The following is a 26,808-nucleotide window of genomic DNA, read 5'->3' as shown; positions in this document are numbered from 1 at the left end:
GCGCTTCTCCTAGGATTACCCCTAGGACCTGCAGCCATCGCGCCCGTCAAACAAGGCGGCCCTCAATGGAGGGATACGGTACAACTTGTTCCGATGTCCGTGCTTGTCGACGCCAGGTAAATACCAGGCTGGCCGCTACTCCGTTGCGCCGCGCAACCTCAGTTACCTTCGCGCCCGATGCCAGCGTCTCCTCGACAATCCGTGCCTTGTCGTCCTGCGACCAACGCCGCCGCCGCTCCAGCCCGCCCAAAACCTCGACCCGCATCGCCTAATGACCTTAAAGCTAGACTTAAGGTCACACGCTTCGCGAATTACCACCCGTCACGCAAGACGGCCCCCGTCGGAGGCGTACGCTGCGCGAAGAGTTATTGAATGACGATCGCATCTAAGCCAGTCCACAAGTGAGGAGAGTCCGCCCGCCGCTGCGATCTACCGCCTCATCCCCACGCCAAGCTCAGCTGATATTGATCGAGAAGCCTGCCTCGGCGACGTCGCGCACGCGCATCTGACCGTGCTCTTTCACGCACTCCTGCGTTAGATCTGGCCTCCTTGGAGCATTAGGTCTTGTTGCTCGAACGCAGTTGGTCATCCGCCCAAGTACGATCAACCAGGCCTCCCCCGGATGCACATAAGCGACGAGCTTCAGCTAGAGATGGTACTCCACACGCGCAGCCCGTTTCACGCCTGGCCTTCATGAACACGTGTCCATCACACGGGTGCGGACTTTGTCAGGACCGTAGACATTCCGCAGCTGCGATCCAGCCGAGCCGTTTACACCATAAATGCGGCAGCAATCACTGCGGCGGCGGCTTTACGACAAAAGTCGTCACGGCAAGCGGTTCAGGCGTGAGTTGCACGAAGCCGAACGAGGAGCTCAATTCAAAAAGCGTTGGTCCTCGGCTTTTGCTCCACAACTCGGAGCACCGATATCCGTGTGCCCCCCAGCCCGGTGTCATAGCCCAAGTTGGCGTGATCGAGTTCAGCTATCAGACGCCCCGTTAGCTTGATCACCCCGGCGTCGACGGGACCAAATGTCGACTATGCTGGGCGAACCGAAGAAGCCCGACGCATCTGCCGGGTCCGAGATGCGTCGGGCTGAGTGGGAGACTGAGTGCGACAGTCTTCCTCCCAGAGCCGCGTCTGCAACTAGCATGCCGTGCCCGCACTGCTAGCCCAGCGTCTCAAACCAAATAGCGGCTCTCTGCCGCACAGTTTGCTGAGGCGTACAGAGATGCTCGGCCCACGGCTAGTTCCTCAAGGCCTAACCAGTTGAGCTTATTGCCCTTCCAAAAACTCCCACCATCACCTTTCGTCTGAACCAAAAATGAGGCAGAAGAAGCGGACAACGGGCCGCCGGCTCATCAACAACAGATATCTAGATGTTTGATAGATTGCAACGCGTGACTGGAATAATGGTCCCGAGCTCGCGCACGACCGGGGCAAACGATCGAGATCTGAGCTTAGATTTCGCGAAAGGTGCGCTCATTGTCTTGGTAATCGTTGGGCACCTGATCCAGTATGTCATCTATCGAGACGGCGGCTTTTGGTATTCGCCGTACTACAAAGCAATCTATATGTTTCACATGCCACTCTTTATGGCGATAAGCGGCTATCTTTCTTCTCGATCGTTGCTGCAGAAGTCGTTCACTCAGGCCGCCATCTCCCGTGCGACGCAGCTCTTACTGCCCATGCTGTTTTGGTGGGCGCTCATGGAGACAGCTAAGTCAGCGGCATTGTGGCGCGCGACCAGCCTAACTACCGGACTTTTGGAATTTGTAGACGATCTTGCTGGCACATACTGGTTCATCTGGGCCACGTTTGTTTCTTACCTTCTCATCAAGATACTCACCAGGCTGAGCCACCGATCGTTGGTCATATCTGGCTCAGCGATACTGATTGCACTCGCTCCTCTGACGTTCTCCATATCACCCTTGATCAGGTTCACTTACCCGTTCTTCTGCTTGGGATTCTTGTTTGCTCAATCGAACGAACGATGGACGACTACATCGCGATGTCACAAGCCGCTCTTGATTTTATTTCTCTCGGTCTTGACTTGCGTATGTTTTCTAGCCTGGGGGAAGGACACTTATGTCTACAATAATCTTGGACTGATTCACGATTTTCGGTCGGCCAAAGACGTGCTTCTGATGTTTGTTGGCGCTGCAGCTGCCTCAGCAATCGCCATCGAACTCTTGCTGCAATGCTGGCGCTTTAGTCACTCAACCCGAATCGCCCGCTTTATAGCTATGGAGTTGGGCCAGACCACGCTGCTGCTCTACCTTGTCCAGGGTACCGTGTTCCGTCTAATGGATTTCATACAGCTAGGAGAACTTTGGGATCTTACGACCCGGTTGATCATCGCGGGTCTGCTCGGGGCCGCAATTGTTGCGATCGCGCTAGTGGTCCGCTCGACTGTTCGCGGCGTTCCATATCTGTCTCAGCTCGTCCTTGGAATGCCACCGCGGTCAGGTCTCCCGCGAGCCAAACCCGCAATGAACTAGCTGTATGCATTTGATCGTCCGAGTACGGCAGGATGTTGCGATGGCATCGCCTTGTGCTGCCGCCGGAATAGCGTTCGAAGCCCGATCGGGCGGCGTCGGCGTCCACCGGCCGAGCCGGTCGGCATAGAGTAACCTAACATGCGAGTAACCATGGTCCATTTCGGCACCTTATGGCAAGGCACTCTCAACTCCTTCCGGAAGCCGACGACAGCTCAGACTCCCTAGTCTTGCGGAGCCGCACGCGTCTTCAGGCCAGCGCATCGGCAGCGTCATATACGCCCGCATACATTTCGTGCAGGTCTCCTGGTGTTACACAATATGGCGGCATCACATAGATCGTATTACCGAGTGGGCAAAGCAAGAGATTGCGCACTTTAAAGAAGGCGTGAAGCTTCGGGCCGACGCCTGCGAATGGCCGGTATCCTTCGTCTTCAGATCGAGTGCACTGTGACGGTGCCGCTACGGCGAACGTTTGCAAAGCGCGGATCGCCGCGGAATCGTTCAATTGCCTGCTCTTGCATGGTTGCGAGCGCAGCAATGCGTCTGACCTGTCTTTCCACAGTTCCAGGTTAGCCTTGGCGGCGGCACAGGCCAGCGGATTTGCCGTGGACGAACTCGAGTGAAGGATTGTGCGTACGGTCTTTCGAGTAATGAGCATCGAAAATCCCTGGCCAGCACAGTGTCACAGCGAGCGGCAGCGCCCCTCCCGTGAGGCCCTTGAATAGCACGCTCGATCTGGCACAACATTGGCCTGCTCACAGGCGAGATTGTTCCGGTGCGGCTCCAGCCCGTCATGACCTCATCGGCAATGAACAGGACGTCCGACGCCTCGCAGATCCGCTTCATCTCACTTAGCACCCAAGTTGGGTACCTCAGCATTCCGCCTGCCTCAACACCAGGCTCGACAATAAGGGCTGCGCGATTTTCGTGCCGACATGCTGATTCAAGCGCATCAAGCGTTGCCTGCTCACGACCGCTCGCAGGGAATGGCATTGAGGTCAGGTCGAACAGGAGCGGTCCGTACGCCGCGTTGAAGACACCGCGGGCACCAATCGACATCGCGCCGAACGTGTCGCGGCGATAGGAGTGCTTGACAACGATGCGTGTTCCCTGTTTGCCTCTATTGTGCCAATAGCCGAGTGCCATGTTCAAGGGCGACTTCAAGCGGCTGAGCCACTGTCCGAGTAGAACACATGGTCCAAGCCTTGGGTTATGAGTTTCAAAAGGAGCCGAGCGACCTCCTCGGCCGGATCATGCGTGTAGCCGGCGAAAATGACTCGCTTCAATTTGCCGGCCTATTCGTGAATCGCGCTCACGATCTGCGGATGGCAATGGCCGTGAGTGACCACCCCACCGGGATGCGACTGCATCTATGATTCGATGATCATCCGCAGTGTGGAGATAAGCACCGTCGGTACGCACAACCTTGGTCATCTCTTGTGAAGCGCATGCTGCGCGAATGGATGCCAGATTGGCCACCTGTTGTTTGGCTTCATGGCTGGAAGTCGCTGGAAATGAACGAGTCTTTGAAGACGACCCGTAGGCTGTCTGCCGTCAGAGGAGAAATCCAGGGCAGCCGGCCTAACCAACGCACCCGCGCGATGTCACAAATTGCGCTTTCAGTTTCAGCATTTCTTTCCCCCGATAATGCGATCCCAAGAATGTCGATCTGGCGCTTTCGCAAGGCCTCAATCGGCAGCAGGGAGTGATTGATGGTCCCGAGTAGCGTGCGGGCGCGGAGCACGACGGGAAGCCGCCACCGCTCGAAGATGTCGATGTAGAGTGGGCTACGGTTCAGCGGCACCATCAGCCCGCCGGCGCCTTCGATGACGAGCGGTCGCTCCCCGGCCTGCGGCCCGATGAGCGAATCCGGGGTCGATGCGAATTCCGTCTATCTCGGCCGAATGATGCGGGGAAGCGGGTATTTTAAGGCGGTAACGCTCCGGAACGATCCGATCGGCCGGAAGACCGCTCAGCCGTGCAACCAACTGGCTGTCGGTCTCCCCTTCAAAACGATTCTCGCCAACGATATAGGGCAGGATCTGCGAATTCGAAGGACTTCTCTCGCCTCGCACAGCCATCTCCCGATGCAAGAACGCGACCAGCTTCGTCAACCGTTCTTCGCTCCGGCTCCTCCTGCAGGATCAAGAGAGACTCCCGCACGGCCACCGCCATCAACAGCGACCGAGCGGTCGCGAAGATGAACGGGCGACAGCGATTGACCGTGCGCAGCACGCCAGTGGCGGTGACAAGCGCGCCGGAAGTTCCCAGCGCCTTACCGCAGGTATGAACAACGAGGAGATTCTCGCGTCCTTCATAGGCCGCCGTGAGCCCTCGCCCTTGCTCGCCGTAAACGCCCGTTGCATGAGCTTCGTCGACAACCATGAACGCGTCGTGCAGGTGCGCGCTCCCGAGCAGGTCTCCAAGCGGTGCGACTTCGCCATCCATGCTGTAGAGGCTCTCGACTACGATCCAGACCCGCCCGGCTCCTGCGGCCGGGCGCCAGTCGCAAATTGCCGCTTTCGATAGCCTGCGGATTGTTATGGGCACTGATTCGAAACGCTGCTCGGCCCGTTCGCGCTCCTTCATGAATACTGGCGTGAACCGGCGAATCAAGGACGAGCAGGTCGTCTTGTTGCGACAGCCTTGTCAGCACAGCAACATACCCGCAATGACGGAATTCATTCATCACTCGCTGAGCAACGATGGACGCCGCAAAACTCCCAACTGGCCGGACAGGGTCTTCCCGCGTTGGCTTGTGGGTTCAAACTTGCAGGATGGGATTTTCTCGATCAGCCGGCACAATGCGCGGCCTGAAGATGCTCGCATCCTCCTCGTCAAGTGACGCGTATGCAACAATACTTATCTTATCTGCGGACATCGCCAGTCGCGCCGCCGCACCGTTTACGTCTACAGTGCCGGACCCTTGTGGCGCTTCGGTCACAAACGTTGCAAAGAGTGTTCCCGTCTCGAGGTTGTACAGTTCGACGCGAACGTTAATCAGATACCGGCCGCGTCCAGCAGCGCGCGATCAATCGAGATCGAGCCTTCATAGTGCAGGTCGGATTCAGTGACCGAGGTGCAATGAATCGTTCCCTCCAATCAGGACAATCTGCATTTCTTTACCTACGCTGATGGCTTGTGCGCGCCACGCCCGTTGTTCTGGATCACTTAAGCGGGTCAGACATAATACCGAGCCGGGCTAGCACACTTGCATCGCGGTCAACTTGCGGATTTTTGGTCGTCAGCAACACATCGCCGACAAAGATGGAATTCGCACCAGCCAAGAAGCATAGGGCCTGGAGTTCATCAGTCATGTACCGACGCCCGGCGGCCAACCGTATGACGCTGTTGGGCATCATGATCCGCGCGGTCGCCACCAGGCGCACCAGTGCAATCGGATCGGGACGCTCCGCCGTGAACCTCACCGGGACGCCATTCACCTCGTTCCAGAGCTTGATCCGGATGCTCTCCGGATAGTTCGGAAGATTGGCGAGCAGTAGCAGCATGCCGAGACGGTCCTCGGCGTCGTCACCGATGCCAATAATTCCGCCGCAGCAGATTTTGATGCCCGCCTGGCGCACGGGCGTAAGAGTGTCGATTGGCTCTTGCAAGGTCCGGGTCGTGATGATGCTGCGGTAGAACTCAGGCGAGGTGTCCACGTTGTGATTGTAGAAATCGAGGCCGGCGTCGGCGAGCCGTGCGGCGTGCTTTGGCGTGAGCATGCCGAGCATTACGCACGTCTCCATGCCAAAATCTTTAACGGCGGCAATCATGTCGCAGACCTGATCGAGGTCGCGGTCCTTTGGATTGCGCCAGCCCGCGGCCACGCAGAAGCGGGTCGCCCCGGCGGCCTTGGCCCGTTGCGCGGCGGAGACCACGTCAGACCGATCCATCAAGCGAGCCGCCTTCAGTCCACTGGATACAAGCAACACCCACATGCGCAGCTCCGGAAACGCACTCTTGCCCGGTATTGAAGGAGAAATATCGCCGAGTTGCGCGGGCCATCGCGCGCATATCAGGCTAATAGCCGGCCCGCCTTCCAGGATTTGATCGCAGCATCGAGGCACGCGCAACAACGATGCCCGACGCGCCTCACCCAGGTCACTAGCCGATGCGTACGTAGTTGCGCCCCGTAGGTCCTTTACTTATGCGAGGATTTGGCCGCCCGCAATGTGTACCGGATCGACCGATCCGCTCTAATTCGTCACCTGGCCGATTCCTCGCTGGCGTTGTTATGCGCGTCATATTGCGCACAATAGACGAGCCGATTCTGCGGCGTGCCTTGCCGCTTTGAGAAGCGCAGCGGCCTTTGGTGCGCACAGTGGTGCCCGCGGGCCCTTGGCGGGCCTGTGGCGGCCTAGGCTCCAGCGCCACTGCGCTCTCGATTACGTGCCGCCGCTCGACTTGGCATCGATGCGGCCGGGTCCGTTAAGACATGGCACTCATCTGCGCAAACAGGATTGCCGCTTCAGACGGCCCCAGCCCGACGATGCCCACGAAGGCTGACGGAGGCATCGGAATGACCTGACGGGTCGGCCTCCAGAGATGCAGGCAATAGCGACTGTTGTTCACATACTGTGACTGAGGAGGATGCAGCTGCATCACGCATTCCTCCTGATGCCAAAACAGATCTTTGGCGAGACACATCTCCTCCCAATTTGGAGATCGCCGAGGCGTCGACACAGAGACATGCTCCCATCCCGGACGAACGAAGCCGATGATCTTGAGCTGGCAGCCACAAGGCCCCTGCACGAAGAAGAGACCGGAAGGACCAGATCCGGGTGCGGTGGCGAACCGGCCATCGCGCACGCGTCCCGCTTCGAGCCTTTCTACAATTTGCTTCCTCACACCTCCTCCCTCTTTTGACCGATAGGGTCGAATCCGGCACCACTCGTGTTGTCCGACTCATACATTGACCGGCCGCCGCGCCGGCATGGGCAATCCCAACTACTGCGGACCATCTGCACCAAACTTAGTTGGAAGACGAACATCGGCTTTGTCCGGATCGTCCAGCGGAGAGTTTCTCCTGCAGTTTATCTTTCGACATCTGAATCTTTCCTTGGATTTTCTCGTCATTCGTGCCTTCGTTGCGAACTTGCCTCATGCAGACAATCGGCACAGACATCTACGATGGTTGTCGCGGCAAGCCGGGCCTGCAGGAGCTGCTGCCGCCCCTTCGCCTAAACAAGTCCGCAAGGTATGGCGTTGGGCTAACTGTGCTTGATGCCAGAACCGACTGAAATGCCTTAGAGCAACAATGGCCGCGGAGGCCATTTGGCGCGGCATGATCCGGCGAACCGGCTAGTTTGGCACCAAACAAACGTCATCGGCTTCAGCACATGATGCAAAGCGACGCCAATGTATCGCCAGCTCGTCAACGAGAGGCTTTGCTCTTGCGACGATCTGACGGTGGGCTTTCATCTCAGTCCTTTTCATGTCGAGCGGTTAGCCGGCTTACCGCCTGAGACACCGTCGATGCGTCATCTATGTGGCCGGTCACAATGGATCCACGGCCAGGGAACGCGTGACGAAGTTTCGCAGTTCAGCCCTAAAGGGCCTCGAGCTCCAACACGGCGAGACTTCGGTGGCCGCAGTCACAGTTCGCTCCGGTAGCGATCAGAACTGCCCGTCAAGCTCGCTTCTTTGCCGCCCCTCCGCGAGGCGAGCCAGCTTATCATATTCCTCAGCGACCTTGAGGAGCCTGCATCTAGATGTGTCGTCCTCGATCGACTCCGCTTTTAGTCGGGTCGCTTCCGCACGGCCTCGCCAATGTTTGGCGTCTGAGAATAGATTTTTCTGCTTCATGCAAAAGAGGATGCAATGTTTAGATCAAGAAAATGCGACACGGGCCCTACGTAAGATCCCGTAGGCTGGCTTTCACAAAAGCACCTCATTTGCCGTTAGCGCTGTCACTCGCTTTGTTAATGTCCGACATGCGACAAGCCGCTGGGCGAAACGTAAGCGCGGCGAGTAAGCTTCACTGCAATCCCTCGGTTGAGAAGGCCGATTGGAAGGGCCACGCGGCATGATGGACGAGATTTGGCTTCACCGGCCGTTCACGCAGAATTCTGCGCGAAATGCGCGGCTCTCGACATAAATGGCTTGAATCGGACGCAGCGTCAGATTGTAGGGTCTTCTTGCGGGCGAGCGTCCACGATCGCCTGCCGATGGCTTGGGAGCGACGGCTTCCAGACGGAACGCACTTGGCCTGTGCAGCAGACATTACGGGGTGAGGGCGCCAGCGCTACCCGTCCGCACTCGAGTCAGCTTGCGTGAGCAAGGTCGCGATCCGATTTCAGTTCGAGATCCTGGCCAGGGAAGGGTCGACAGATGACGCGCCCTGGACAAGCAGTCTCACTCGACCGGCTCCGCTTCGAGCAGCACGTTCGCGCGGAGCACTCAGAGCCACCAAATCGAACGATGGCCACACTCGATGAGCTTCTCGCAACAATCAGCCACGCTTGCCGTTGTCAGGACGTGCGCGCATTCTCAGGTTCACTATTCGACGATTCCAAGCAACTCACGAGATCAAATCGCGCACGCTTCCTGCGAAAGGCCGCGACTGCGTTCAGGATCGCATTTGTTCCACGATTTGAGGAAGACATCCGCCTCAAGCTAGCATCGAAATACGCCACAATATGTGATGCGCTCAGCCGGCAGTCTGGCGGTCAGGCAGGTACCGATCTTTCCAAAGCTCTGGCGGCTCAGCTCTCCCGCCTTAGTGATGCACTGATGGAACAAGTCGACTTCACATCACTTTCGCTCTTTGCGTGTTCATTTGGCCGCCATCCTGCGTCTTCCGACTGCCGCGATGGCATGATCAGAATTGCTGAAGTTTGCCGCGACAAGAGCGAGCCGCTCCAGGACCTAACCGGCCAGCACCTATCATTGCTGATAAGCGGCTTTAGCAAGTGGCCGGATCAACCGGCGGTTCGTGAAGCCGCTCTCAGGATCGCGACTGAGATTTCTTGCCGTACGCGTTCGGATGATCGCCTCTCAGCGCTCACCCCGCGGCATCTATCATTGCTCGTGAACGGCGTCGGAAAATGGCTAGCAGAGGAACGCTTTCACACGGCAGTTGTGATCGTCGCAGATGAGCTTGTGCGCCGAAGCGATCGACTCTCCGATTTTACCCAGGAACAGCTGGCGAATCTGATCAGCGTCTTTAGCAAGCGGCCGGAAGATTCGAGTTGTCGCAAGGCAGCGATCGCGATCAGCAACGAACTTCTCCGCCGCTCCGATCAGCTCTCCGATTTCAGTCAGCAGCGCCTGGCTAAGCTCGTAAACGGATTCAGCAGGTGGCCGGGCGAGCTCGCGCCTCGGCAAGCCACCGCCAAGATTGCAGGAGAACTCGTTCGTCGCGGGCTTTCCGTCGATCACCATGAGTTGGCGAGTCTGGTAAACGGCTTCAGCAAATGGACGGCGGAGGTTGCCTGTCTCGCGGCGAGCGTCGCGATCGCGGATCAAGTCATCCGTGGCGCTCGCGGTGCCGAGCGCCTCTCTTATTTTCGTTACCAGGAACTCGGGGTGCTGGTAAACGGTTTCAGCAAATGGCGGCAGGACCCGAGCTGCCGCCAAGCCACAATTGAAATTGCCGGTGAAGTGCTCGCCCGCTGTGACCGCGCCGACGGCGTCTCCTGCATTACTGAACAGGCACTGGCGAACCTCGTAAATGGGTTCAGCAAGTGGCCACAACAGCTGTCTCTTCGCGACGCGACGGCTGCGCTCGCCCGGGAGGTCGTTTACCGCGCCCGACGGGCCGGTCAGCTCTGTGATTTTACGCAGCAAGGACTGGCTATTCTGTTGAACGGCTTCAGCAAATGGCCAACGGAAGTTCCGCTGCGCGAAGCTAAGACTGCGATCGCGCACGAGGTCCTTTCTCGGGCCTGCCGTTCCGACCGGCTCTCTCATTTTACGCGTCGAGCACTGGCGATCCTCGCCAACGGCTTCAGCAAATGGCGACAAGAGGAGATCTCTCGCCATGCGACGGTAGCCATCGCGCAGGAGATTCTTCGCCGCACTTTCCAGGTTTGTGATTTTAGCGAGCAGGAGCTTGCTCAGCTCATGCGTGCGTTCAGTCACTGGCCGAAAGAGGTCACCTGTCGCGAAGTCGCCGTCGTAATCTCCCAGGAGGTCCTGCGCCGCCTCACCGGGACTGCGCGTTTCACCGAGCAAGAGCTCGCATACTTGGCGAATGGGTTAGCCAAGTGGCCCGAAGTGGCGATCTGTCATCGAGCCGCTGCGGCTATCGGCAATTGGACAGCGCTAGGTGACCGACGACGAACACCATGTCATGCGGCGTTTTGAAGCAAACGGAACACGGCTGCACACCGCTCGTAAGGCACGAAGGGCGGCGCTGCTCCAAACGGACGATAACTCAATGCAGGATGACGCGAGCAAGCGGCGCGACCAACGGCACCGCACTTTTAGGCGCGAGGTGATCGAGATAGGCGACGAGATGGGCTCGCAAGCTCGTTCAGCGGAGCGGATTTCTGGTCGTACTTTCAGCCATCAAAGGCAATGATCCACGCGTAGTGAGTAGCGAGGTTTTGACGGGCGGCACTATGTCGAATGGTACATTGAACGGCCGCGGCAGATCTCTTCAGATGCTCGGCGCTCTGCGTTCAACGGATTTTCCAGAAGAGCACGGAGGCGCGTCATCGCCGCCGCTCTCGGCAGAGATGCATCAAGTGTTCGCTCACGCCGCAGCCCTTTCGGGCGGATTGCTCCGGAGCCCGCGTACATCGTGTTTTTCGGGACGGCAACAGCGCCTCCAGAGTGCAGTGGCTTCTGCAGCTTTGGATGCCAAGCAGTCGTTCAACAGACGACCACGTAGCGCGAGCTCAAACCACAAGGAACTCTCTAATTATGCTCTGCCAGAAATGTCACGGAGATAACTGGTGCGAGATCGCAATGCACGACCCCTGGGCCGGCCGACCAGTGATCACCTGCAACATTTGCGGCGAGTATGCCGAGTACGACAGCCTCCAGCGCAAAACGGGTCACGCGATCATGGCAGCTACCTTGGCCTGTAGCGTGAGCATAGAGGACCAGCGCGATCCCCGGGTGGTTGCTGATAGGATCTTGGATGCCCTGGAGAATGCCGGCTTAACAGTCGCTCGCGCCTCAAGATGAATGGGGAGGAGCGCCGATCGGCGCCTACGAGGCCCTGCCCGGCGATCAGAGAGCATGGGCTGCGCCGCTCGTTCCAACAGCCGTTTGATTGCCGGCAGACTTTCCGCCTTTTCCGTGGCCGCTCTGGAGTTGCACGCGCCCATAGCAACTGTTGGAGACCAGCCACGATTGTAGCAAACGCACCAATCCGGACTTAAACCGCGATGCTCTGAACGGGACCAGGGCTGAGCACCGCTTGGGCGCCGTCTTCCAACGCATGACGGCCCCACATGGATCGAACCCGCAATCATCGTTGACCTGACGCGGCCTGCACCTGACGGCGCCTTTCGAGGTCCATCGTCCAAGTTGTCTGGAACGGCAAAGTCACTGCTCAGTGCCTTGACGGGAATTGCACTCATTACCAGAATAACCGCTGCCGATGGATCTCGTTTCCCATTCTGCCCAGCGGCGCCAGCCCCGAGAAATCCCGGGAAACAGCCCCATCCAGACAGTGTAGCGGGAGAGCTCGGCCGGATAGACGAGGCGCCAATTCGCACAGATGCCACAGAGCATCCTCGCCATGGACGCTTGATTCGGCCGGCGAGCGCGCTCCTATTCCATGGACCTTACAAGAACTTCATTGACACGCGTGATCGCTCATTGCCACGACCAGCAGCCTCACTGCCGCGGCGTGGCTATGCCGGCACACTTGAGCAGACCCTGGCTGCGCAATTCCGCGGAGGACGAATAGCGAAAGCCAGCCGCTTTGGCGCAGCGCCTCACGCCCTCCTCCCGTCGCGGCTGGCTCCTGGCGTGACATATTCCCGCGATAACCCCCGCAGGGGATTGAATCGTACGTAGCGTCAGATTGTAGAGTGCCCCTGCTAGTTGGCTCCAATCTTCAGTCGCCCTAGAATTCCTGTGGACAAAAGCGGAGCAAGCCGATCGCGTGTCATGAGAGGTGTTCTGCCAAAGCGGCTGAGGATCGCGCTGAGTGCGAAGGACGCTGTTCCTGTTCTGTCTACGCAAATCGCCAAGTCGCATGAGGTCACGATTGCCCAGATGTAAGAAGGACCAATCCAGCATTGGAGACTTCGAAATACGGTTGCGAGCGCCAAGTGCCAACGAGCCGCCGCGAGACTGATGCGCTATCCTGGAGCGGTGATGTGAGAAGACCCGATGGATCCAACACGGTGTTGCTCGTCGACCATTGTGAGGGCCAATGTCGGGCAATTGTTGGCTTCAAGAATGGCGATCCTGGAAGAGCGTATATGTGCGGGGAACCAATTGTGACGGGACTGCGCCAAAAGCCGTCATCATGGTGCGCTTATCACCATGTCCGAATGCACGTCATGCCATGGTCGGACGGACGCGCCCGTCCTTAAACGAAAAGCAGACTAGATGACAACGAGTAGTCCGGGACGAGCGCGCGGCATGGTAAGCGGCTGATTGCGGCAGCAAGAGAGCTGCCGCTAGCTCCGCGAGCTGGGCCTGCTCGAGATGCAGGCCTGACGATTACCCCAGGGCCGAACGCCGATGCAGGCAACGAGCCCCTCAACACCCGACGAACGAGCATTAGAAACCTCATGTGATCGCCTTGGAACGGAAATGATGTGGAAGTTTAGACACGCGAGCGATCGAAGATTGATCTCGGCGACGTTCAAACCCGGTAAGCCAGCGATCCATTTCGATGGCGCGCCTCTAAGCTCACGCCCCTTTTGGCGCATTCGAGCAGGCGGCGCGTGCTTAAACAGCCCGAGTCGGCTCCCTCCACGATCAGCTCATCCCGCGTGTTTCTGCCGTGGGACTGCAATATGCGCACCTTCACCTATGCTTGTCCGACCACCAACACGATCGTCCCGAGATTGATCCATGATACGGACTGCGCGACAGAGAACAACTTTCAAGGCTTTGTTTGCCGGGCTTGCTCGCAGTTGCACTGGATGAACAGCAAGACTCGAAATTTCTAGGCAAGGACAAGAAATGAGGGACACTCCTTGGCTCGACGCGCGAGCTGAGCATGGAGAGACTGCAGAACGCTTCTCGGCCGAACGGTCTGCTTACCTTTTGACTGCGCCGCAATTCATTGAGCGCACTCGAGCAATAGAGAAGCGCCTGACGAAGGCCGAACGAAATCTGCCGGACTACAAACTTTCGTATAGTCCTTCAAAACTCTTTCGAGGTGGGAGGTTTACCTCCGTACAGTTGAGCAATCGACGCAATACCTGTAGAGGTCCACACTTCGGCAGTTCGAGAGCGTGACGCTTCCGCATTTCAAAGAGCCAGCCGCGATTGACGTCGTCGATCGGGGAACGACATTAGCCTGCGCAGAGGAATCATTTGTTAAGCCAAGAGAGCAAACGGCGGGTCGCTCTAATCACCGGCGTGACCGGCCAGGACGGCGCCTATCTTTCCGAACATCTGCTGTCGCTCGGCTATGTCGTGCACGGCATCAAGCGGCGCTCGTCCTCGTTCAACACCGCGCGCGTTGATCATCTCTACCAGGATCCGCATGTCGGCGACGTGCCGTTCCTGATGCACTACGGCGATATGACGGATTCGAGCAATCTGATCGGCCTGGTGCAGCAGATCCGGCCGACCGAGATCTACAATCTCGCCGCCCAGAGCCACGTCGCCGTCAGCTTCGAGAGCCCGGAATACACGGCCAATGCCGACGGCATCGGCGTACTCCGCCTGCTGGAAGCGATCCGCATCCTCGACATAGAGAAGGAGACGCGGTTCTACCAGGCGTCGACTTCGGAGCTCTACGGCCTCGTCCAGGAGATCCCGCAGAAGGAGACCACGCCGTTCTATCCGCGCTCGCCTTACGGCGTCGCAAAGCTCTACGGCTACTGGATCACGGTGAATTACCGCGAAGCCTATGGCATGTTCGCGAGCAACGGTATCCTGTTCAATCACGAGAGCCCGATCCGCGGCGAGACGTTTGTGACCCGCAAGATCACGCGCGCTGTCGCCCGTATCGAGGTCGGGCTTGAGGAGACGCTCTATCTCGGCAATCTCGAAGCCAAGCGCGACTGGGGCCATGCGCGCGACTACGTCGAGGGCATGCACAAGATCCTGCAAGCCGACAAGCCCGACGATTTCGTGCTCGCCACCGGCGAGATGCACTCGGTGCGCGAGATGGTCGAGCTATCGTTCGCCCAGCTCGGTCGCCGCATCGCATGGCGCGGGACAGGCGTCGAGGAGACCGGCGTGGACGAGATGAGCGGCAAGACGGTGGTGAAGATCGATCCGACCTATTTCCGGCCCAGCGAGGTCGATCTCCTCGTCGGCGACGCCAGCAAGGCGCGCGAGGTGCTCGGCTGGAGGCCGAAGCGGAGCTTTGCAGAGCTCGTCGCGGAGATGATGGCGAGCGATCTGGCGGTAGCAAAACGGGACGCGACGAGTGGCAAACGCTCGGTTTGAGCTGACAGGCAAGAGTGTCTACGTAGCCGGCCATCGCGGCATGGTCGGCAGCGCGCTTGCGCGCCGGCTGGCGCGGGAGGACGTCAAGCTCGTCACCGTGGACCGGCGCGAGGTCGATCTGTGCAACCAGGCGGCGGTGTTCGACTGGTTCGCAAGAACGCGGCCCCAGGTGATCTTCCTCGCCGCGGCAAAGGTCGGCGGCATCGCCGCCAACAACACACTGCGTGCAGAATTCATCTACGAGAACATTGCGATCGCGGCTAACGTGATCCAGGCCGCGCACCAGAACGGCGCCGAGAAGCTAATGTTTCTGGGCTCGTCCTGCATCTATCCGAAACTGGCGCCGCAGCCGTTGCGAGAAGATGCGGTCCTGACGGGCCCGCTGGAACCGACCAACGAGCCCTATGCAATTGCAAAAATCGCCGGGATCAAGATGGTGGAGGCCTATCGCAGCCAGTATGGCAGCGACTTCATCAGCGTAATGCCGACCAATCTCTACGGCCCCGGCGACAATTATCATCCCGAACTGAGCCATGTCGTCGCGGCGCTGATCCGGCGCTTCCACGAGGCGAAGGTCGCGGGTGCCAAGAGCGTTGCCGTGTGGGGCACCGGCACGCCACGGCGCGAATTCCTCTATGTCGACGACATGGCAGACGCCTGCGTGTACCTGATGAAGACCTATTCGGGAGCAGAGCTGATCAACATCGGCACCGGCAAGGACGTCACCATCGCCGAGTTCGCGCGCGTCGTCGCAGAGATCGTCGGCTACAGCGGCGAGATCGCCTTCGACACCTCGCGCCCCGACGGCACGCCGCGCAAGCTGCTCGACGTCAGCCGCCTCGCAAAGCTCGGCTGGCGCGCGAGGACATGGCTTACAGATGGAATGCGGCAGACCTATCAGGACTTCTTAGCGGTATCGGCCAAATCGGACAAAGGAGAGAATCATGCAGCTGTTAATTGCTAACGGCGCTCATTGTCCGATTCCCAGAAAGTTGCTTCGGATCGTCTGGCGACTTCGATTGGGTTTCCGGTGTTGCTTTGAGCTCGCGCACGCCGAGTGACGCGTGCGCGATGGAAGGCCGGCACGACTACACCGGTCGATAAATAGCGAGCGAATTGGTCAGGCGCGTCTTGCGAGACGCTCTGTTTTGAAGTTGAGGTAAACTGGTTACCATGTGCGGAATTGTGGGCATCTTGGGGCGCGGTCCGGTCGCGGATCGCCTCATCGATTCACTTAAACGACTGGAATATCGCGGCTACGACTCAGCTGGCATCGGAACGCTCAAAGAAAATCATATCGAGCTTCGACGCGCCGAGGGAAAGCTGAAAAACCTTGAGACACGTGTTCGCTGCCATCCGCTTTCAGGCCATGTCGGGATTGGGCACACGCGCTGGGCTACTCATGGCAAGCCAACCGAACACAACGCTCATCCGCATGCAACGGACAATGTTGCAGTCGTCCATAACGGCATAATCGAGAATTTCCGGGAGCTGCGCGCGGAGCTGAAACAGCATGGCGCCTGTTTCGCCTCTGAAACAGACACGGAGGTGGTGGCACATCTCATCGACTCTTATCTGAAGAATGGCTGCTCGCCGCAGGAGGCAGTAAAAGCGTCGCTGCCGCGGCTAGTGGGCGCGTTTGCGCTTGCAATCCTGTTCAAGGGCCAACACGACCTCATGATCGGTGCGCGCAGGGGCTCGCCACTGGCGATCGGGCATGGCGAAGGCGAAATGTATCTCGGATCGGATGCTATCGCGCTCGCGCCGCTTACCGACTTGATCACCTACCTTGAGGATGGCGATTGGGCTGTGCTCAACCGCAACTTCAGCGTGGTCTACGACGCACAAGGCACAGTCGTCCGCCGGGATGTGGTGAACTCTGGCGCGTCGTCGGCACTCGTCGATAAAGCGAACTACCGCCACTTCATGGCGAAGGAAATCCACGAACAGCCAGAGGTGATCGGGCATACGCTTGCCCATTACGTCGATATTGCCACCGAGAGCGTGGTACTGCCGCAGGAGCTTCCGTTCGACTTCAATGAGATCGGACATATCTCGGTCACGGCTTGCGGTACGGCCGGCTACGCCGGCCACATCGCCAAATACTGGTTCGAGCGGCTGGCTCGTATTCCGGTCGAGCTCGATGTCGCCTCCGAATTTCGGTATCGTGAGGCACCGATGCGCAAGGGAGACCTTGCTATCTTCATCTCGCAGTCAGGCGAGACCGCCGATACGCTGGCCGCGCTCCGCTACGCCAAATCGCAAGGCCTGCATACGCTCTCGATCGTGAACGTACCCAGTTCGACCATTGCGCGCGAAAGCGGGACAACATTGCCGACACTCGCGGGGCCCGAAATCGGTGTTGCCTCGACCAAGGCGTTCACATGCCAGCTGGTCGTCCTGGCGGCGCTGGCGGTCGCTGCCGGCAACGCCCGCGGTGAATTGTCGGAGAGCGACAGCATCGATCTGGTACGCGAGCTGATCGAAATTCCCCGGCTAGTTTCAAGAGCGCTTGCCAGCGAGCCGCAGATCGAGAAGCTCGCGCGCGACATCGCCAAATCGCGTGACGTGCTATATCTTGGTCGCGGCGTGTCGTTTCCACTGGCACTAGAAGGGGCACTGAAGCTGAAGGAGATTTCCTATATTCACGCCGAGGGCTATGCGGCCGGAGAGCTCAAGCACGGCCCGATCGCCTTGGTCGACGAGAGCGTTCCCGTGATCGTCATCGCTCCTTCCGACCGGGTGTTCGAAAAGACGCTCTCGAACATGCAAGAGGTCGCCGCACGCGGCGGCAAGATTATCTTGATAACGGACGCCAGGGGAGCCGCAGAAGTATCCATCGAATCACTCGCGACGATTCTGCTGCCGGACATGGGTGCGACATTTACCTCGATTGTCTATGCGATTCCGGTGCAGTTCCTAGCCTACCACACGGCCATCCTCATGGGCACGGACGTCGACCAACCCCGAAATCTCGCGAAATCGGTGACCGTCGAATAAGGCAAAATGATGCGACCTGGGTTGTCGTGGTCAGATTCCGAATGCGCAAGCCGCGGTCAGATCGAATCACGATGTGCCGCCCAGCTCCAGGCCCCGATGCCACCGCGAGGCTTGTGCCTGTTCTTGGTCCTGTTTACGGAGACGCCGGGTTTGGACAACATACGAACCGGAGCGCCCCTCGAAGTACCAGGCGCGCCTCGCTCGAAGGACAACGTGGCTCTGTCCAAGCATGGCCATCGGCGCCGCGCTTGATCGCCAGCGCGCTCACAAAATGCTTTCCGGCGAACCTCCGGTTAACTTTGAGCATATCGACATCGCTGGAGATCGGGTGAGATAATGGCGCAGTTCGGCCCCAATCGCAGGCTCGCGAGCTGTTCTAGCACGACATCTCACGGAGCTCCTCGCTGCGGCTCGTATGCCACCGATCTCGTCGTTCCCCTTTCACTGCATATCGGTACGCTTGATGAGAACTTCGGCCATGCCACAGACAACAACCTTGTCCCCGACCTTGGCGCCGAGAATTGCCCGAGAGTTCAGTAGCTTGAGAGCCACTCCTGCTGCACGAGCGGAATAACGAGCGAAAATTGTGAGGGTTTGCGGCAATTGCCGAAAATATGCCGGAAACGTCAGGCGCTTACGGCTTGGTCGATAGTGCCCTGATGGCCGATTCGCGGCCATGAAACTGCACGCGGCTGCGGTGAGATTTTCTCCGGAAGCGGCCATTTCAAAATCGAGAGGAAACTCGCCATGTCACCAGCGCCCATTGCGCACGCCTCAAATGCCAAATCGCGCATCGGCGCCATCTTACGTGCCACGAGCGGCAACTTCCTCGAGCAGTTCGACTTCTTCTTGTTCGGGTTCTACGCCAGTGCCATCGGAAACGCGTTCTTTCCATCAGGAAGCGAAACCGCTTCACTGCTTAACACCTTCGGTGTGTTCTGGTTGGGTGCCTTGATGCGACCTGTTGGTGCGATCGTGCTTGGAGCCTATATTGACCAGATTGGCCGTCGGCAAGGCCTGATCATCACGCTTTCGATCATGGCCATTGGCACCATCATCATCGCCTTTTGTCCGGGCTATGCGACGATCGGCATTGCCGCACCTGCGATCGTGCTGTTCGGACGGCTGTTGCAGGGCTTTTCTGCCGGCGTTGAGGTTGGTGGTGTTTCCGTTTACCTCTCCGAGATTGCCACTCCGGGCCACCGCGGCTTTTACACATCTTTCCAGTCCTCGAGCCAGCAGGTTGCGATCTTTGTCGCGGCTCTTATCGGATATTTTTTGAGCGAAGCACTTCCGGCCGAAATGGTTGCCGCTTGGGGCTGGCGGATCCCGTTCTTCCTTGGCTGCTTGATCGTACCGCTTATCTTCTTCCTGCGCCGGACGCTCGAGGAAACTCCGGAGTTTCTGGTCATGAAGAACCACCCAACGGCCCGCGAGGTCTTTGCCTCCACACTTGCGAACTGGCGCATCGTCATTCTCGGCATGATGATCGCGATGCTGACGACCACGACATTCTATTTCGTGACGGTGTACACGCCTACGTTCGGCAGGCACGTATTGCAGTTGTCCTCGCAGAACACGCTCTTGGTGACGCTTTTGGTCGCGGTGACGAACTTCATGTGGAACCCAATTGGCGGCGCGATTTCCGACAGAATCGGCCGGAAACCGGTCCTGCTGACCATTGCCGGCCTAGCATTGGTGACTGCATATCCAGCGTTGTCTTGGCTTGTAACGGACCCAAGCTTTGGCAAGATGCTGATCGTGGAGATGATGTTCTCGTTTTACTTTGGCACCTATAGCGGCGCCATGTTGGGCGCTCTGGTCGAAATCGTGCCGAAGCACATTCGCACAACTTGCTTTTCTTTGGCGTTCGCACTCGCCGCGGCTCTGTTTGGCACGTTTACGCCGCTTGCATCGACTTGGCTGATCGACCGGACAGATGACAAGGCGTCGCCCGGTTTCTGGTTGATGTTTGCGGCTTTGCTCGGCATTATCGCTGCGCTCACGATTTATCCAGGAAACACCAAGAGAGTTGCGAAAGCCGTTGCGACCCGAGCGGCCTAACCCGGCGGTAAGCGCGCAATTTACCACGCGTTAGCACGCGCGCCCGCGGGACGTTGGGGCCGAAGGCTGAACTGAAGTTGGTGCGCGACTATCCCCGCGGTGATTTTCACGATGCTGCGCGGCCGTTCTGCCGATCACAATTCTTCCTATGTGATCTGGGGCAGTATAGGGACGAGCTGGCGGTGATGTTGGCCGGGAAAGGCTTAGCTTATCAGCCAACCTCGATTCCGTCCGGTGGTCGGACGGTGTGCTGCCCGCACTTGCAGTTGCGTGAAACACGGCGGATTTCGCGCGAGGACTGGGATCCCTCGCGCGAGCTCCACGCTTTGATATTCTGTGCGGCCGCCACAAAACACGAAGGCGCACATCCTCGGGCTGCGTGAATTCCCCAGCGGACTGGTCGTCTCGCAGGTAGCGACAAACGTTAGCGTAGCGGGCCGTCTTGTATCCTGGTCCGATACCGACCTCTCGGCGCTCGGATACGCAGGTTGAAGGCTCACCTTCTTGTCGCATCTGGCGGGGAGTGGTCGAGAAGTTTGGTCGTGCCTGTACAGCGAGCGATGGGCCAAATGCGTAACCAGACCCAGGCTGTTGCTCGCTGCGCTCGATCAGCCGTGACTTCACGCACCGCGAGCTTGCGCAGATGAGGCGAGCTGTGCGAGCTCCGTTTCGAGCATAGGGTTGCGCTTGAACATAGCGTCGATCAATGCTTGGGCCGGCTGCTCGGCCGCCTCCACCCACGTCGCCTTCTCCGCTCGCGCGGAGGGCGCGAACACACGCTTGACCACGGTCGGCGATCCCCTCAGACCGCAATTGGCCATGTCATCCACGCCAGCACTTTGGGCGCTCCATTTTACGATTGTGGTGCGGGCGGCACGCAACGCATCTATCATTGCGCCGCGGCGAATTTGATTTGTTGCCTCTAACATGCTGACGAGACACGGCAGCTTGGAACCCAACACCTGGACGCCCCCTTCGCAGCGCCGTTCGGCCTCGATGGTCCGTAGCTTGAGGTCCAACGCTTTGATCGTGGAAACATAAGTGAGCTGCTGGACCCCGAGCCGCCTTGCAATTCCAGGTCCCACCTGCGCCGTATCGCCGTCGATCGTCTGCTTGCCGGTGAATATGACGTCCGGTGGGCCATATTCCTTGCCGATGTTGCGAATCGCGCTCGCCAACGCGTAACTCGTCGCCAGCGTGTCCGAGCCCGCGAAGCTACGGTCGGTGAGCAGGACAGCGCGATCGGCACCAAATGTCAGTGCCTTTCGGAGAGATTCTTCGGCCGACGGCGGTCCCATTGTCAGGACGGTGACTTCGCCGCCGAATTGATCTCGTAGCTCGAGCGCAGCTTCCAATGCGAAGAGATCATAGGGGTTGATGATTGTCGGCACGCCCTGGCGCATGATCGTATTCGTAACAGGGTGCACGCGGATTTGCGCGGAGTCGGGGACTTGTTTGATGCAGACGATGCTGTGCATGTACTTCTCCTAAGATGCCGAGCCGACTCCCGACGCAGCAAATGTCATACCATCCAAGGCATTTCGCCAACGAGGATTGAATGCAGGCTGACGACGAGCCGGTTGTCGCAACTGCGATGGTTTACGCACCGGCGTGATCTCAAGCTGATCGGAGTCAGGGGCGGCAACGGAGCCGCAGCGATCACGCGCCGCTTCGACGCCGAAGCCATTTTCAGGTCGCGTACGTTGCAAACAGACGATGGCAAGACTGGCCGAAGCGAAGACGCCCTACGCGTCGCCGGCGAGTAAATCCCAACCCAAGGCACAACGCTAGCATCCCCGTCATGCATCCGAGCTGGCGACCGCCTCTTTTCCACGCTCTCCTATGCCAGTCGACCGAGCGAGAGAGAGAGAGAGAGAGAGAGAGAGAGAGAGAGAGAGAGAGAGAGAGAGAGAGAGAGAGAGAGAGAGAGGAGCGAGCTCGACGCTTGGCTCAGAAGCGTTTGATCTCGATGCCGTGTCTTCGCAAGGCGTAGCCAATCTGGCGCGGGGTCAGTCCAAGCAGGCGCGCCGCCTTCGCCTGTACCCACCCGGATCTTTCCATGGCTGCGATGACGCGCTCGCGATCGGTGACTTTCGCGGCACCCATCACGGGGCGCCCGGGTGGCCCCAGCGGTGTCAGCTCGCTGCTCACCGGCTGAACGGTTGTGACGGCTTGTGTTGGCGGCATGCTCAGCCTCGCGGGCAGTGAGATTGCCGGGCTCGGCTGTCGGGCCATTTCCGCCGGTCCACACTTCCATAGCAAAGCCGACAGGCATTGCCCGTGGCAGCACGCAAAGTCATCTCTTACGATCGACGATCCTCGCGCTAGCGTCGCGGTCCGCTGCACGCAGTTTTCGAGCTCCCGGACATTGCCGGGAAATCCGCAATTCATGAGGACCTCAATCGCACTTGAATCGAATACCAGAGTGCGGCCGTTCTCATTGTTAAAGTTCTTCAAAAAACGAGCGGCGAGAAGCGGAATATCAGTGCGTCTTTCCCGCAGCGGCGGCAATAGCAGAGGAACAACGCTGATGCGGTAATAGAGATCGGCACGGAACTCGTTCCTTGCCACCGCCTCTTCAAGATTTTTGTTCGTGGCCGCAATCACGCGGACGTCGACTTTGATCGTCTGATTGCCACCCACCCGCTCGAATTCCTGCTCCTGAAGCACGCGCAGAAGCTTCGCCTGGAACGAGCCCGAGATCTCTCCAATCTCGTCCAGAAACAGTGTTCCCTTGTCGGCGATCTCGAAGCGCCCCTTGCGCGCGTTGAATGCGCCCGTAAACGCCCCCTTCTCGTGTCCGAACAATTCGGATTCCAGCACGGTCTCGGTGAGGGCTGCACAATTCAGCTTGATAAAGGGGCGTTTGGCGCGCGCTGAACGCTCGTGAATAGCTTTCGCGACCAGCTCTTTGCCGGTACCCGATTCGCCACGCAACAAAACCGTGCTATTTGATTTTGAGATCACCTCGATCTTGTCAAGTAGCGCGCGCAGCGCCGGGCTGTCGCCGATCATTCCCTCGACTTGGACCTTCTTACGGTCCCGCCCATGAGGCTTGAGCTCGGAGAGTTGCTTCTGCAGCCGGAACTCCTCGTCCATAAGGCGCCCGCGATCGCGCACAAACGAGCAATGCAGTTTCGTCGTCTGGCCTAGCAGGCTGGCGACCATCGTCAGAAGGCGGAGGTCGTCCTCGAGCTGCGCACGCGTCCCATTGTCCGCGATGCGGTCAATGCTCAGCGTACCCACAACTTTGCCGTCAACGTCTATGGGAACGCCGATGAACGCAACACGCGTATGACCGTCGGCATTTAGCATATCGACCTCCGAAGAACTGAAGGCCGAATGCAGCGCTAGATTCTCCACGATGAGCGGCTGCCCCGACGCGACGATTTGATCGATTGCTCCTTGCGGCAAGCGCACCCGGCAGCGCGCGTCGCGGTCTTCGCTCCTGCCGTCCTCTACGATGATCTCCGGCCCGCCGTCATGCTCGAACAGACATACGATGCCGCGCCGCATCTGCACGAGCGATCCCAGGCGCTCGATGACGCTCGTCAGCTTAGCCTCGAGCCGACATAGGCCAGTGAGCGTGTGCGCTATTTGAACAATCGTGCTTAGCGATTTCTCTTGGGACCGCACAATACAAGCGGAAGCGTCCGCGTCGGAGGTTGAGTTTGGCTTTTCGCGCAGGGAAATGCTGTCTAGCATGACGACTTCTCCGTTCCTTTCTCGATCCTCCCCATCGGACTTGTTGGATTCGTGTTGCATGCCCGATCTGACATCCAGTTCTCAGGGCGGGACGAGAGATTACCCCTCTTCATGGCACGTCGGCAGCACTTAGAGTAACTCGCTTTGCCGCTTTGTTTTCCAACTCGCTGCGCGGATTCACCCCGGCCAACATGACTTCCATCGATGACGCTCAGACCAGCCGGGGCTCTTTAGGGGCTGATTAAGTTATAAGTGTTGCCCGCCATTGATCGGCACTTCGGCGCCGGTGACATAACTTGCCGCATCTGAACATAGGAAGAAAATGACCTTGGCGACCTCTTCGGGTGTACCCACTCGGCGGAGTGGGATCTTTGGCACAAGATGCGCTTCCGTGTCAGGCGACAAAATGTCCGTCTTGATTTCGCCGGGCGCGATCGCATTGACGCGAATGCCATGCGCGGCGTAATCGTGGGCCATTTCGCGCGTGAGACAAGCGAGCGCAGCTTTCGAAGTCGCATATGCCGAGCCAGCAAATGGATGCACCCGCGAGCCGGCGATCGACGTCACGTTGACGATCGAGCCTGACGCCCTTTTCAATTCGTCGAACAGGCCTTGAGCGAGTAGGATCGGTGCCACCAGATTGAGGTGGAACACGCTCATCCAGGTGTCGACTGAGGTCGCCAGCGATGTCAGCCTGGTACCGTTTGCCGCTTTTGGTGAGTTGCCGGCATTGTTTACCAGTCCGTGCAACGGTGCGCCAGCAAGGCGCTCCTTGATCTCGGCAATCACGCGCGGCAGCATCCGATGATCGCCCAGGTCGACTTCGATATAGCTGTCGCCCTCTGAGTCTGATGGGCGACGCGCGGCGTTTAATGGTTGGCGCGCGCAAGAAATGATGCGCCAATCGGCTTTCGAAAACAATTTTCCGGTGGCGCGACCGATACCGCGCGATGCCCCGGTCAATACCAGCGTCTTTCGCTCACGCAGCGGACGGCCCGCTTGATCGGCGTGAATTGGACCGCTAGGGTCCGTTTCCGACGATTGAGGTACGACCGCTTTGTCATCTGGTAGATCTAGATTCACACGCGGCTCCCTTCCGCTCCCATTGGCTGTGCACCTGGTGCAGGATCCGGGCCAAAGCGGCGCAGGGCATAAGGGGCGCACTTTTGCGACAAATGGCAGGTTCTGAACATCTGGCCTGTTTGCTTTTCGACAACAGCAACGCCGCGTCAAGCCCCCGGGCGCGTTGACTGGGTCGCACTCCAGGGGTGGTCTGTGGCTCATTCGAATTGGCGGAGATAGTTTAGCTGCCTTGTGCGGAGATCAGGATCGATGGCCAGTTCGTTCAATTTCCTCGGTTGGACGCGCCGCCGCAGATGCGGCTCTGGTTCGACATCGATGGGCTGGGGCTCGTGCCGTTGATCAGCTGCGGTCGAAAGTATTTCGCAACCAGCGCATGAACAAGGCCGTCGTCCAGAAGACGAGCTGACCGCGAAGGGATTAACGCAGAAACGGCGATACGTCTACCTGACGCGCGTCCTTGCTGCTGGGACATTCTGACGTGACCGTCTGCTACGTCAGATTCCTCGGCGGCCCGGGCCACCATTACCGTGCTCTTCACCGCGTGGCCACCGATGGCGGTTTCGGCCCGGCGATGCCGGGACCCTAACCTTTTCTCCGGCCAGTCGACTTACACGTCGCGGTCCGACGTATCCCGGGACAAGGCCGCCGAGCTCGCCGGCATTGGCCTACGCTTCGCCGGGCATTCGCTGTACCACTGCATCCCGGCAGTGCGTCGGTCAGCCCTTAGCTGCGGACGTTGCGAAACCCGATGCTGTGGAAGCCACCAGTATCGGGCCGACGATCTAGGCGACGATTGCTCAGGTTCAGACTCGCGGCACCTCATGAAGCCGCGAAATGCTCGTATGGATTATCGACCAGGATCAACTGCTCCGGATTGCTCAGATCGAATTCAATAATGCGTGGCACGAGCAGACGGGCATAGCGCGTAAAGGCGCTGGTGGGGGGAAAGCGGATCACGGTGGCGCATCGCGCAAGAAGATACATGTCGATGAGCGCGGAAGCTCCACCTTCAGTTCCCATTTCCGCACTATGCAACGGCCCTGCCAGATCGGCCTGGAACCGTTTTGGTACGGCGAAGATATCGGGAAACAGACCCGATATGTGATCGAGCACCTGTGCGCTATCCGTGCACAGGAAGATCTTAACAGGCTTTGGATGTGGCAAAGCCATGGCTTTACGGATTGCCATGCAGACCTGACGAAGAGCGAGCTCCGAATCGGCCCAGTACGGAGCATGCCCCATGATATCTTCGCCATTGCCGTGCCGAACATGAACGCCGATGATACTATGGCCGCTAAAGTGTTGCTCATACAAGTCCTCGATCCGCGCTCGAATCTCAGACCTGAGTTTGATGTTTCGGAAGATCAGTCGTTCGGCTTCCTCACCACAACGCCACATCAGGCAAGCGTCACAGACAATGGTGCTGGCCTCGTTATCGTCTCCTGCTTGGAACAGCTCAGTCAGTTCGTCACGTTCTCGGAAGATCTGCTCGTCCGGACGATTGATACAGTCGATCGATGGCCTATTCCACCACGGCGGGAAGAACGGGCCGGGAAACGAGAGCTGGTTGAGCCTGTCATCGCAAATCACCGGCACGCCAGCGATCTCCTCAACCGGCTCGAAGAACACCGGAAAGGCATTGCTGAACGGTTCGTCGACATAACAGGAACCGCGCCAGTCAATGACGAGCGTTCGCCCGGTCCGCTGCGCGTACGACCAGGCTGATGCCAACGACCAGAGGCAATCACCAAAGCCGGTGCGCCTCCGAGAAACAACAAAGCGTTCCTTCGTCACGTTATCAAACCCTTCTCGTTGCGCGAGTGTGGCGCACCAACTCATCCGCGATACCGATCTACGCCGGGCGCTGGTCACCTGGACGCAAGTCACCCAACCCGCAAACTCATCCTGCACG

The 26,808-nt window shown here is 58.7% G+C and carries 16 protein-coding genes and 4 pseudogenes; 8 read left to right on the top strand and 12 right to left on the bottom strand.

Going from position 1 to position 26,808, the window contains the following annotated elements; genetic code table 11:
- Positions 1 to 46: 46 nt before the first annotated feature.
- Positions 47 to 265 carry a transposase gene (locus AC0L2J_RS29060; protein WP_473395292.1) on the bottom strand — a complete coding sequence of 73 codons (219 nt, stop codon included), beginning with the start codon at positions 263 to 265 and terminating at the stop codon, positions 47 to 49.
- A gap of 1,114 nt (positions 266 to 1,379) precedes the next feature.
- Between AC0L2J_RS29060 and nolL the strand changes: the two genes are divergently transcribed.
- Entirely contained in the window at positions 1,380 to 2,501 is a 1,122-nt protein-coding gene (gene nolL / locus AC0L2J_RS29055; RefSeq protein ID WP_473395291.1) for a nodulation factor fucose acetyltransferase NolL, read from the top strand.
- Positions 2,502 to 2,748: 247 nt separating this feature from the next.
- On the opposite strand, the pseudogene AC0L2J_RS29050 reads toward nolL, so the two are convergent.
- The 3 genes and pseudogenes from AC0L2J_RS29050 to AC0L2J_RS29040 all read right to left on the bottom strand — a co-directional run bounded on the left by AC0L2J_RS29050 (position 2,749) and on the right by AC0L2J_RS29040 (position 4,949).
- Positions 2,749 to 3,997, bottom strand: a pseudogene (locus tag AC0L2J_RS29050) (aminotransferase class III-fold pyridoxal phosphate-dependent enzyme).
- Positions 3,994 to 4,510: pseudogene (gene bioD, locus AC0L2J_RS29045) on the bottom strand (ATP-dependent dethiobiotin synthetase BioD); the annotation flags it as partial. The pseudogenes AC0L2J_RS29050 and bioD, both read right to left, overlap by 4 nt.
- A complete protein-coding gene (locus AC0L2J_RS29040; protein WP_473395293.1) occupies positions 4,509 to 4,949 on the bottom strand; it encodes an aminotransferase class I/II-fold pyridoxal phosphate-dependent enzyme in 441 nt (146 codons plus the stop codon). The pseudogene bioD and the gene AC0L2J_RS29040, both read right to left, overlap by 2 nt.
- A gap of 139 nt (positions 4,950 to 5,088) precedes the next feature.
- On the opposite strand from AC0L2J_RS29040, the gene AC0L2J_RS29035 reads away from it, so the two are divergent.
- On the top strand, positions 5,089 to 5,346 hold the full coding sequence (locus AC0L2J_RS29035; RefSeq protein ID WP_377789795.1) for a hypothetical protein: 258 nt from the start codon (positions 5,089 to 5,091) through the stop codon (positions 5,344 to 5,346).
- Here AC0L2J_RS29035 and AC0L2J_RS29030 read toward each other — a convergent pair.
- From AC0L2J_RS29030 to AC0L2J_RS29020, 3 genes and pseudogenes are all read right to left on the bottom strand, one after another.
- Positions 5,266 to 5,603: pseudogene (locus AC0L2J_RS29030) on the bottom strand (aspartate 1-decarboxylase). The gene AC0L2J_RS29035 and the pseudogene AC0L2J_RS29030 sit on opposite strands and share 81 nt — an antisense overlap.
- Positions 5,604 to 5,668: 65 nt before the next feature.
- A pseudogene (gene bioB / locus AC0L2J_RS29025) lies at positions 5,669 to 6,421 on the bottom strand (biotin synthase BioB); the annotation flags it as partial.
- Between the two features lie 511 nt (positions 6,422 to 6,932).
- Complete coding sequence (locus AC0L2J_RS29020) at positions 6,933 to 7,352, bottom strand: DUF7694 domain-containing protein (RefSeq protein WP_094183635.1); 420 nt, start codon at positions 7,350 to 7,352, stop codon at positions 6,933 to 6,935.
- Positions 7,353 to 8,924: 1,572 nt separating this feature from the next.
- Between AC0L2J_RS29020 and AC0L2J_RS29015 the strand changes: the two genes are divergently transcribed.
- The 5 genes from AC0L2J_RS29015 (at position 8,925) to glmS (ending at position 18,044) form a co-directional block, all read left to right on the top strand.
- Entirely contained in the window at positions 8,925 to 10,811 is a 1,887-nt protein-coding gene (locus AC0L2J_RS29015; protein ID WP_473395290.1) for a hypothetical protein, read from the top strand.
- Positions 10,774 to 11,028: a hypothetical protein gene (locus tag AC0L2J_RS29010; RefSeq protein ID WP_473395289.1), complete on the top strand. Its 255-nt coding sequence runs from the start codon at positions 10,774 to 10,776 to the stop codon at positions 11,026 to 11,028. The genes AC0L2J_RS29015 and AC0L2J_RS29010 overlap by 38 nt, the downstream gene beginning before the upstream one ends.
- Positions 11,029 to 13,958: 2,930 nt before the next feature.
- Positions 13,959 to 15,044 carry a GDP-mannose 4,6-dehydratase gene (gmd, locus tag AC0L2J_RS29005; RefSeq protein ID WP_473395288.1) on the top strand — a complete coding sequence of 362 codons (1,086 nt, stop codon included), beginning with the start codon at positions 13,959 to 13,961 and terminating at the stop codon, positions 15,042 to 15,044.
- The gene (gene fcl / locus AC0L2J_RS29000; protein ID WP_473395287.1) at positions 15,025 to 16,008 is read left to right on the top strand and encodes a GDP-L-fucose synthase; all 984 of its coding nucleotides are present in this window, start codon (positions 15,025 to 15,027) and stop codon (positions 16,006 to 16,008) included. The genes gmd and fcl overlap by 20 nt, the downstream gene beginning before the upstream one ends.
- Positions 16,009 to 16,217: 209 nt before the next feature.
- The gene (gene glmS / locus AC0L2J_RS28995; RefSeq protein WP_473395286.1) at positions 16,218 to 18,044 is read left to right on the top strand and encodes a glutamine--fructose-6-phosphate transaminase (isomerizing); all 1,827 of its coding nucleotides are present in this window, start codon (positions 16,218 to 16,220) and stop codon (positions 18,042 to 18,044) included.
- Positions 18,045 to 18,485: 441 nt separating this feature from the next.
- On the opposite strand, the gene AC0L2J_RS28990 is transcribed toward glmS, so the two are convergent.
- Positions 18,486 to 18,767, bottom strand: coding sequence for a hypothetical protein (locus AC0L2J_RS28990; RefSeq protein ID WP_473395285.1), 282 nt, complete (start codon positions 18,765 to 18,767; stop codon positions 18,486 to 18,488).
- Positions 18,768 to 18,791: 24 nt separating this feature from the next.
- Between AC0L2J_RS28990 and tcuC the strand changes: the two genes are divergently transcribed.
- Positions 18,792 to 20,108, top strand: coding sequence for a tricarballylate/proton symporter TcuC (gene tcuC, locus AC0L2J_RS28985; protein WP_473395284.1), 1,317 nt, complete (start codon positions 18,792 to 18,794; stop codon positions 20,106 to 20,108).
- A 620-nt stretch (positions 20,109 to 20,728) separates the two neighbouring features.
- Here the strand turns inward: tcuC and AC0L2J_RS28980 are convergent.
- The 4 genes from AC0L2J_RS28980 to AC0L2J_RS28965 form a co-directional block, all read right to left on the bottom strand.
- Entirely contained in the window at positions 20,729 to 21,586 is an 858-nt protein-coding gene (locus AC0L2J_RS28980; protein ID WP_007605808.1) for an electron transfer flavoprotein subunit beta/FixA family protein, read from the bottom strand.
- A 472-nt stretch (positions 21,587 to 22,058) separates the two neighbouring features.
- Positions 22,059 to 23,813 (bottom strand): nif-specific transcriptional activator NifA, encoded by a 1,755-nt coding sequence (gene nifA / locus AC0L2J_RS28975; protein WP_473395283.1) that lies wholly within the window; start codon positions 23,811 to 23,813, stop codon positions 22,059 to 22,061.
- A gap of 246 nt (positions 23,814 to 24,059) precedes the next feature.
- On the bottom strand, positions 24,060 to 24,896 hold the full coding sequence (locus AC0L2J_RS28970) for an SDR family NAD(P)-dependent oxidoreductase (protein WP_473395282.1): 837 nt from the start codon (positions 24,894 to 24,896) through the stop codon (positions 24,060 to 24,062).
- A gap of 819 nt (positions 24,897 to 25,715) precedes the next feature.
- Positions 25,716 to 26,735, bottom strand: a complete 1,020-nt coding sequence (locus tag AC0L2J_RS28965) for a nodulation protein NodZ (protein ID WP_473395280.1) — start codon at positions 26,733 to 26,735, stop codon at positions 25,716 to 25,718.
- Positions 26,736 to 26,808 lie beyond the last annotated feature (73 nt).

It is taken from the genome of Bradyrhizobium sp. MV1.5, assembly GCF_055807615.1.
Note: the sequence above shows the minus strand (reverse complement) of the source record. Positions and strands in the feature narration are given on the sequence as shown.

Coding starts and splice junctions, on each gene's coding strand:
- AC0L2J_RS29060 (WP_473395292.1), bottom strand. CDS start 265: ATGCGGGTCGAGGTTTTGGGCGGGCTGGAGCGGCGGCGGCGTTGGTCG.
- AC0L2J_RS29040 (WP_473395293.1), bottom strand. CDS start 4,949: ATGGATGGCGAAGTCGCACCGCTTGGAGACCTGCTCGGGAGCGCGCAC.
- glmS (WP_473395286.1), top strand. CDS start 16,218: ATGTGCGGAATTGTGGGCATCTTGGGGCGCGGTCCGGTCGCGGATCGC.
- nolL (WP_473395291.1), top strand. CDS start 1,380: ATGTTTGATAGATTGCAACGCGTGACTGGAATAATGGTCCCGAGCTCG.
- AC0L2J_RS29035 (WP_377789795.1), top strand. CDS start 5,089: ATGAATACTGGCGTGAACCGGCGAATCAAGGACGAGCAGGTCGTCTTG.
- tcuC (WP_473395284.1), top strand. CDS start 18,792: ATGTCACCAGCGCCCATTGCGCACGCCTCAAATGCCAAATCGCGCATC.
- AC0L2J_RS28990 (WP_473395285.1), bottom strand. CDS start 18,767: ATGGCCGCTTCCGGAGAAAATCTCACCGCAGCCGCGTGCAGTTTCATG.
- AC0L2J_RS29015 (WP_473395290.1), top strand. CDS start 8,925: ATGGCCACACTCGATGAGCTTCTCGCAACAATCAGCCACGCTTGCCGT.
- nifA (WP_473395283.1), bottom strand. CDS start 23,813: ATGCTAGACAGCATTTCCCTGCGCGAAAAGCCAAACTCAACCTCCGAC.
- AC0L2J_RS28965 (WP_473395280.1), bottom strand. CDS start 26,735: ATGAGTTGGTGCGCCACACTCGCGCAACGAGAAGGGTTTGATAACGTG.
- AC0L2J_RS28980 (WP_007605808.1), bottom strand. CDS start 21,586: ATGCACAGCATCGTCTGCATCAAACAAGTCCCCGACTCCGCGCAAATC.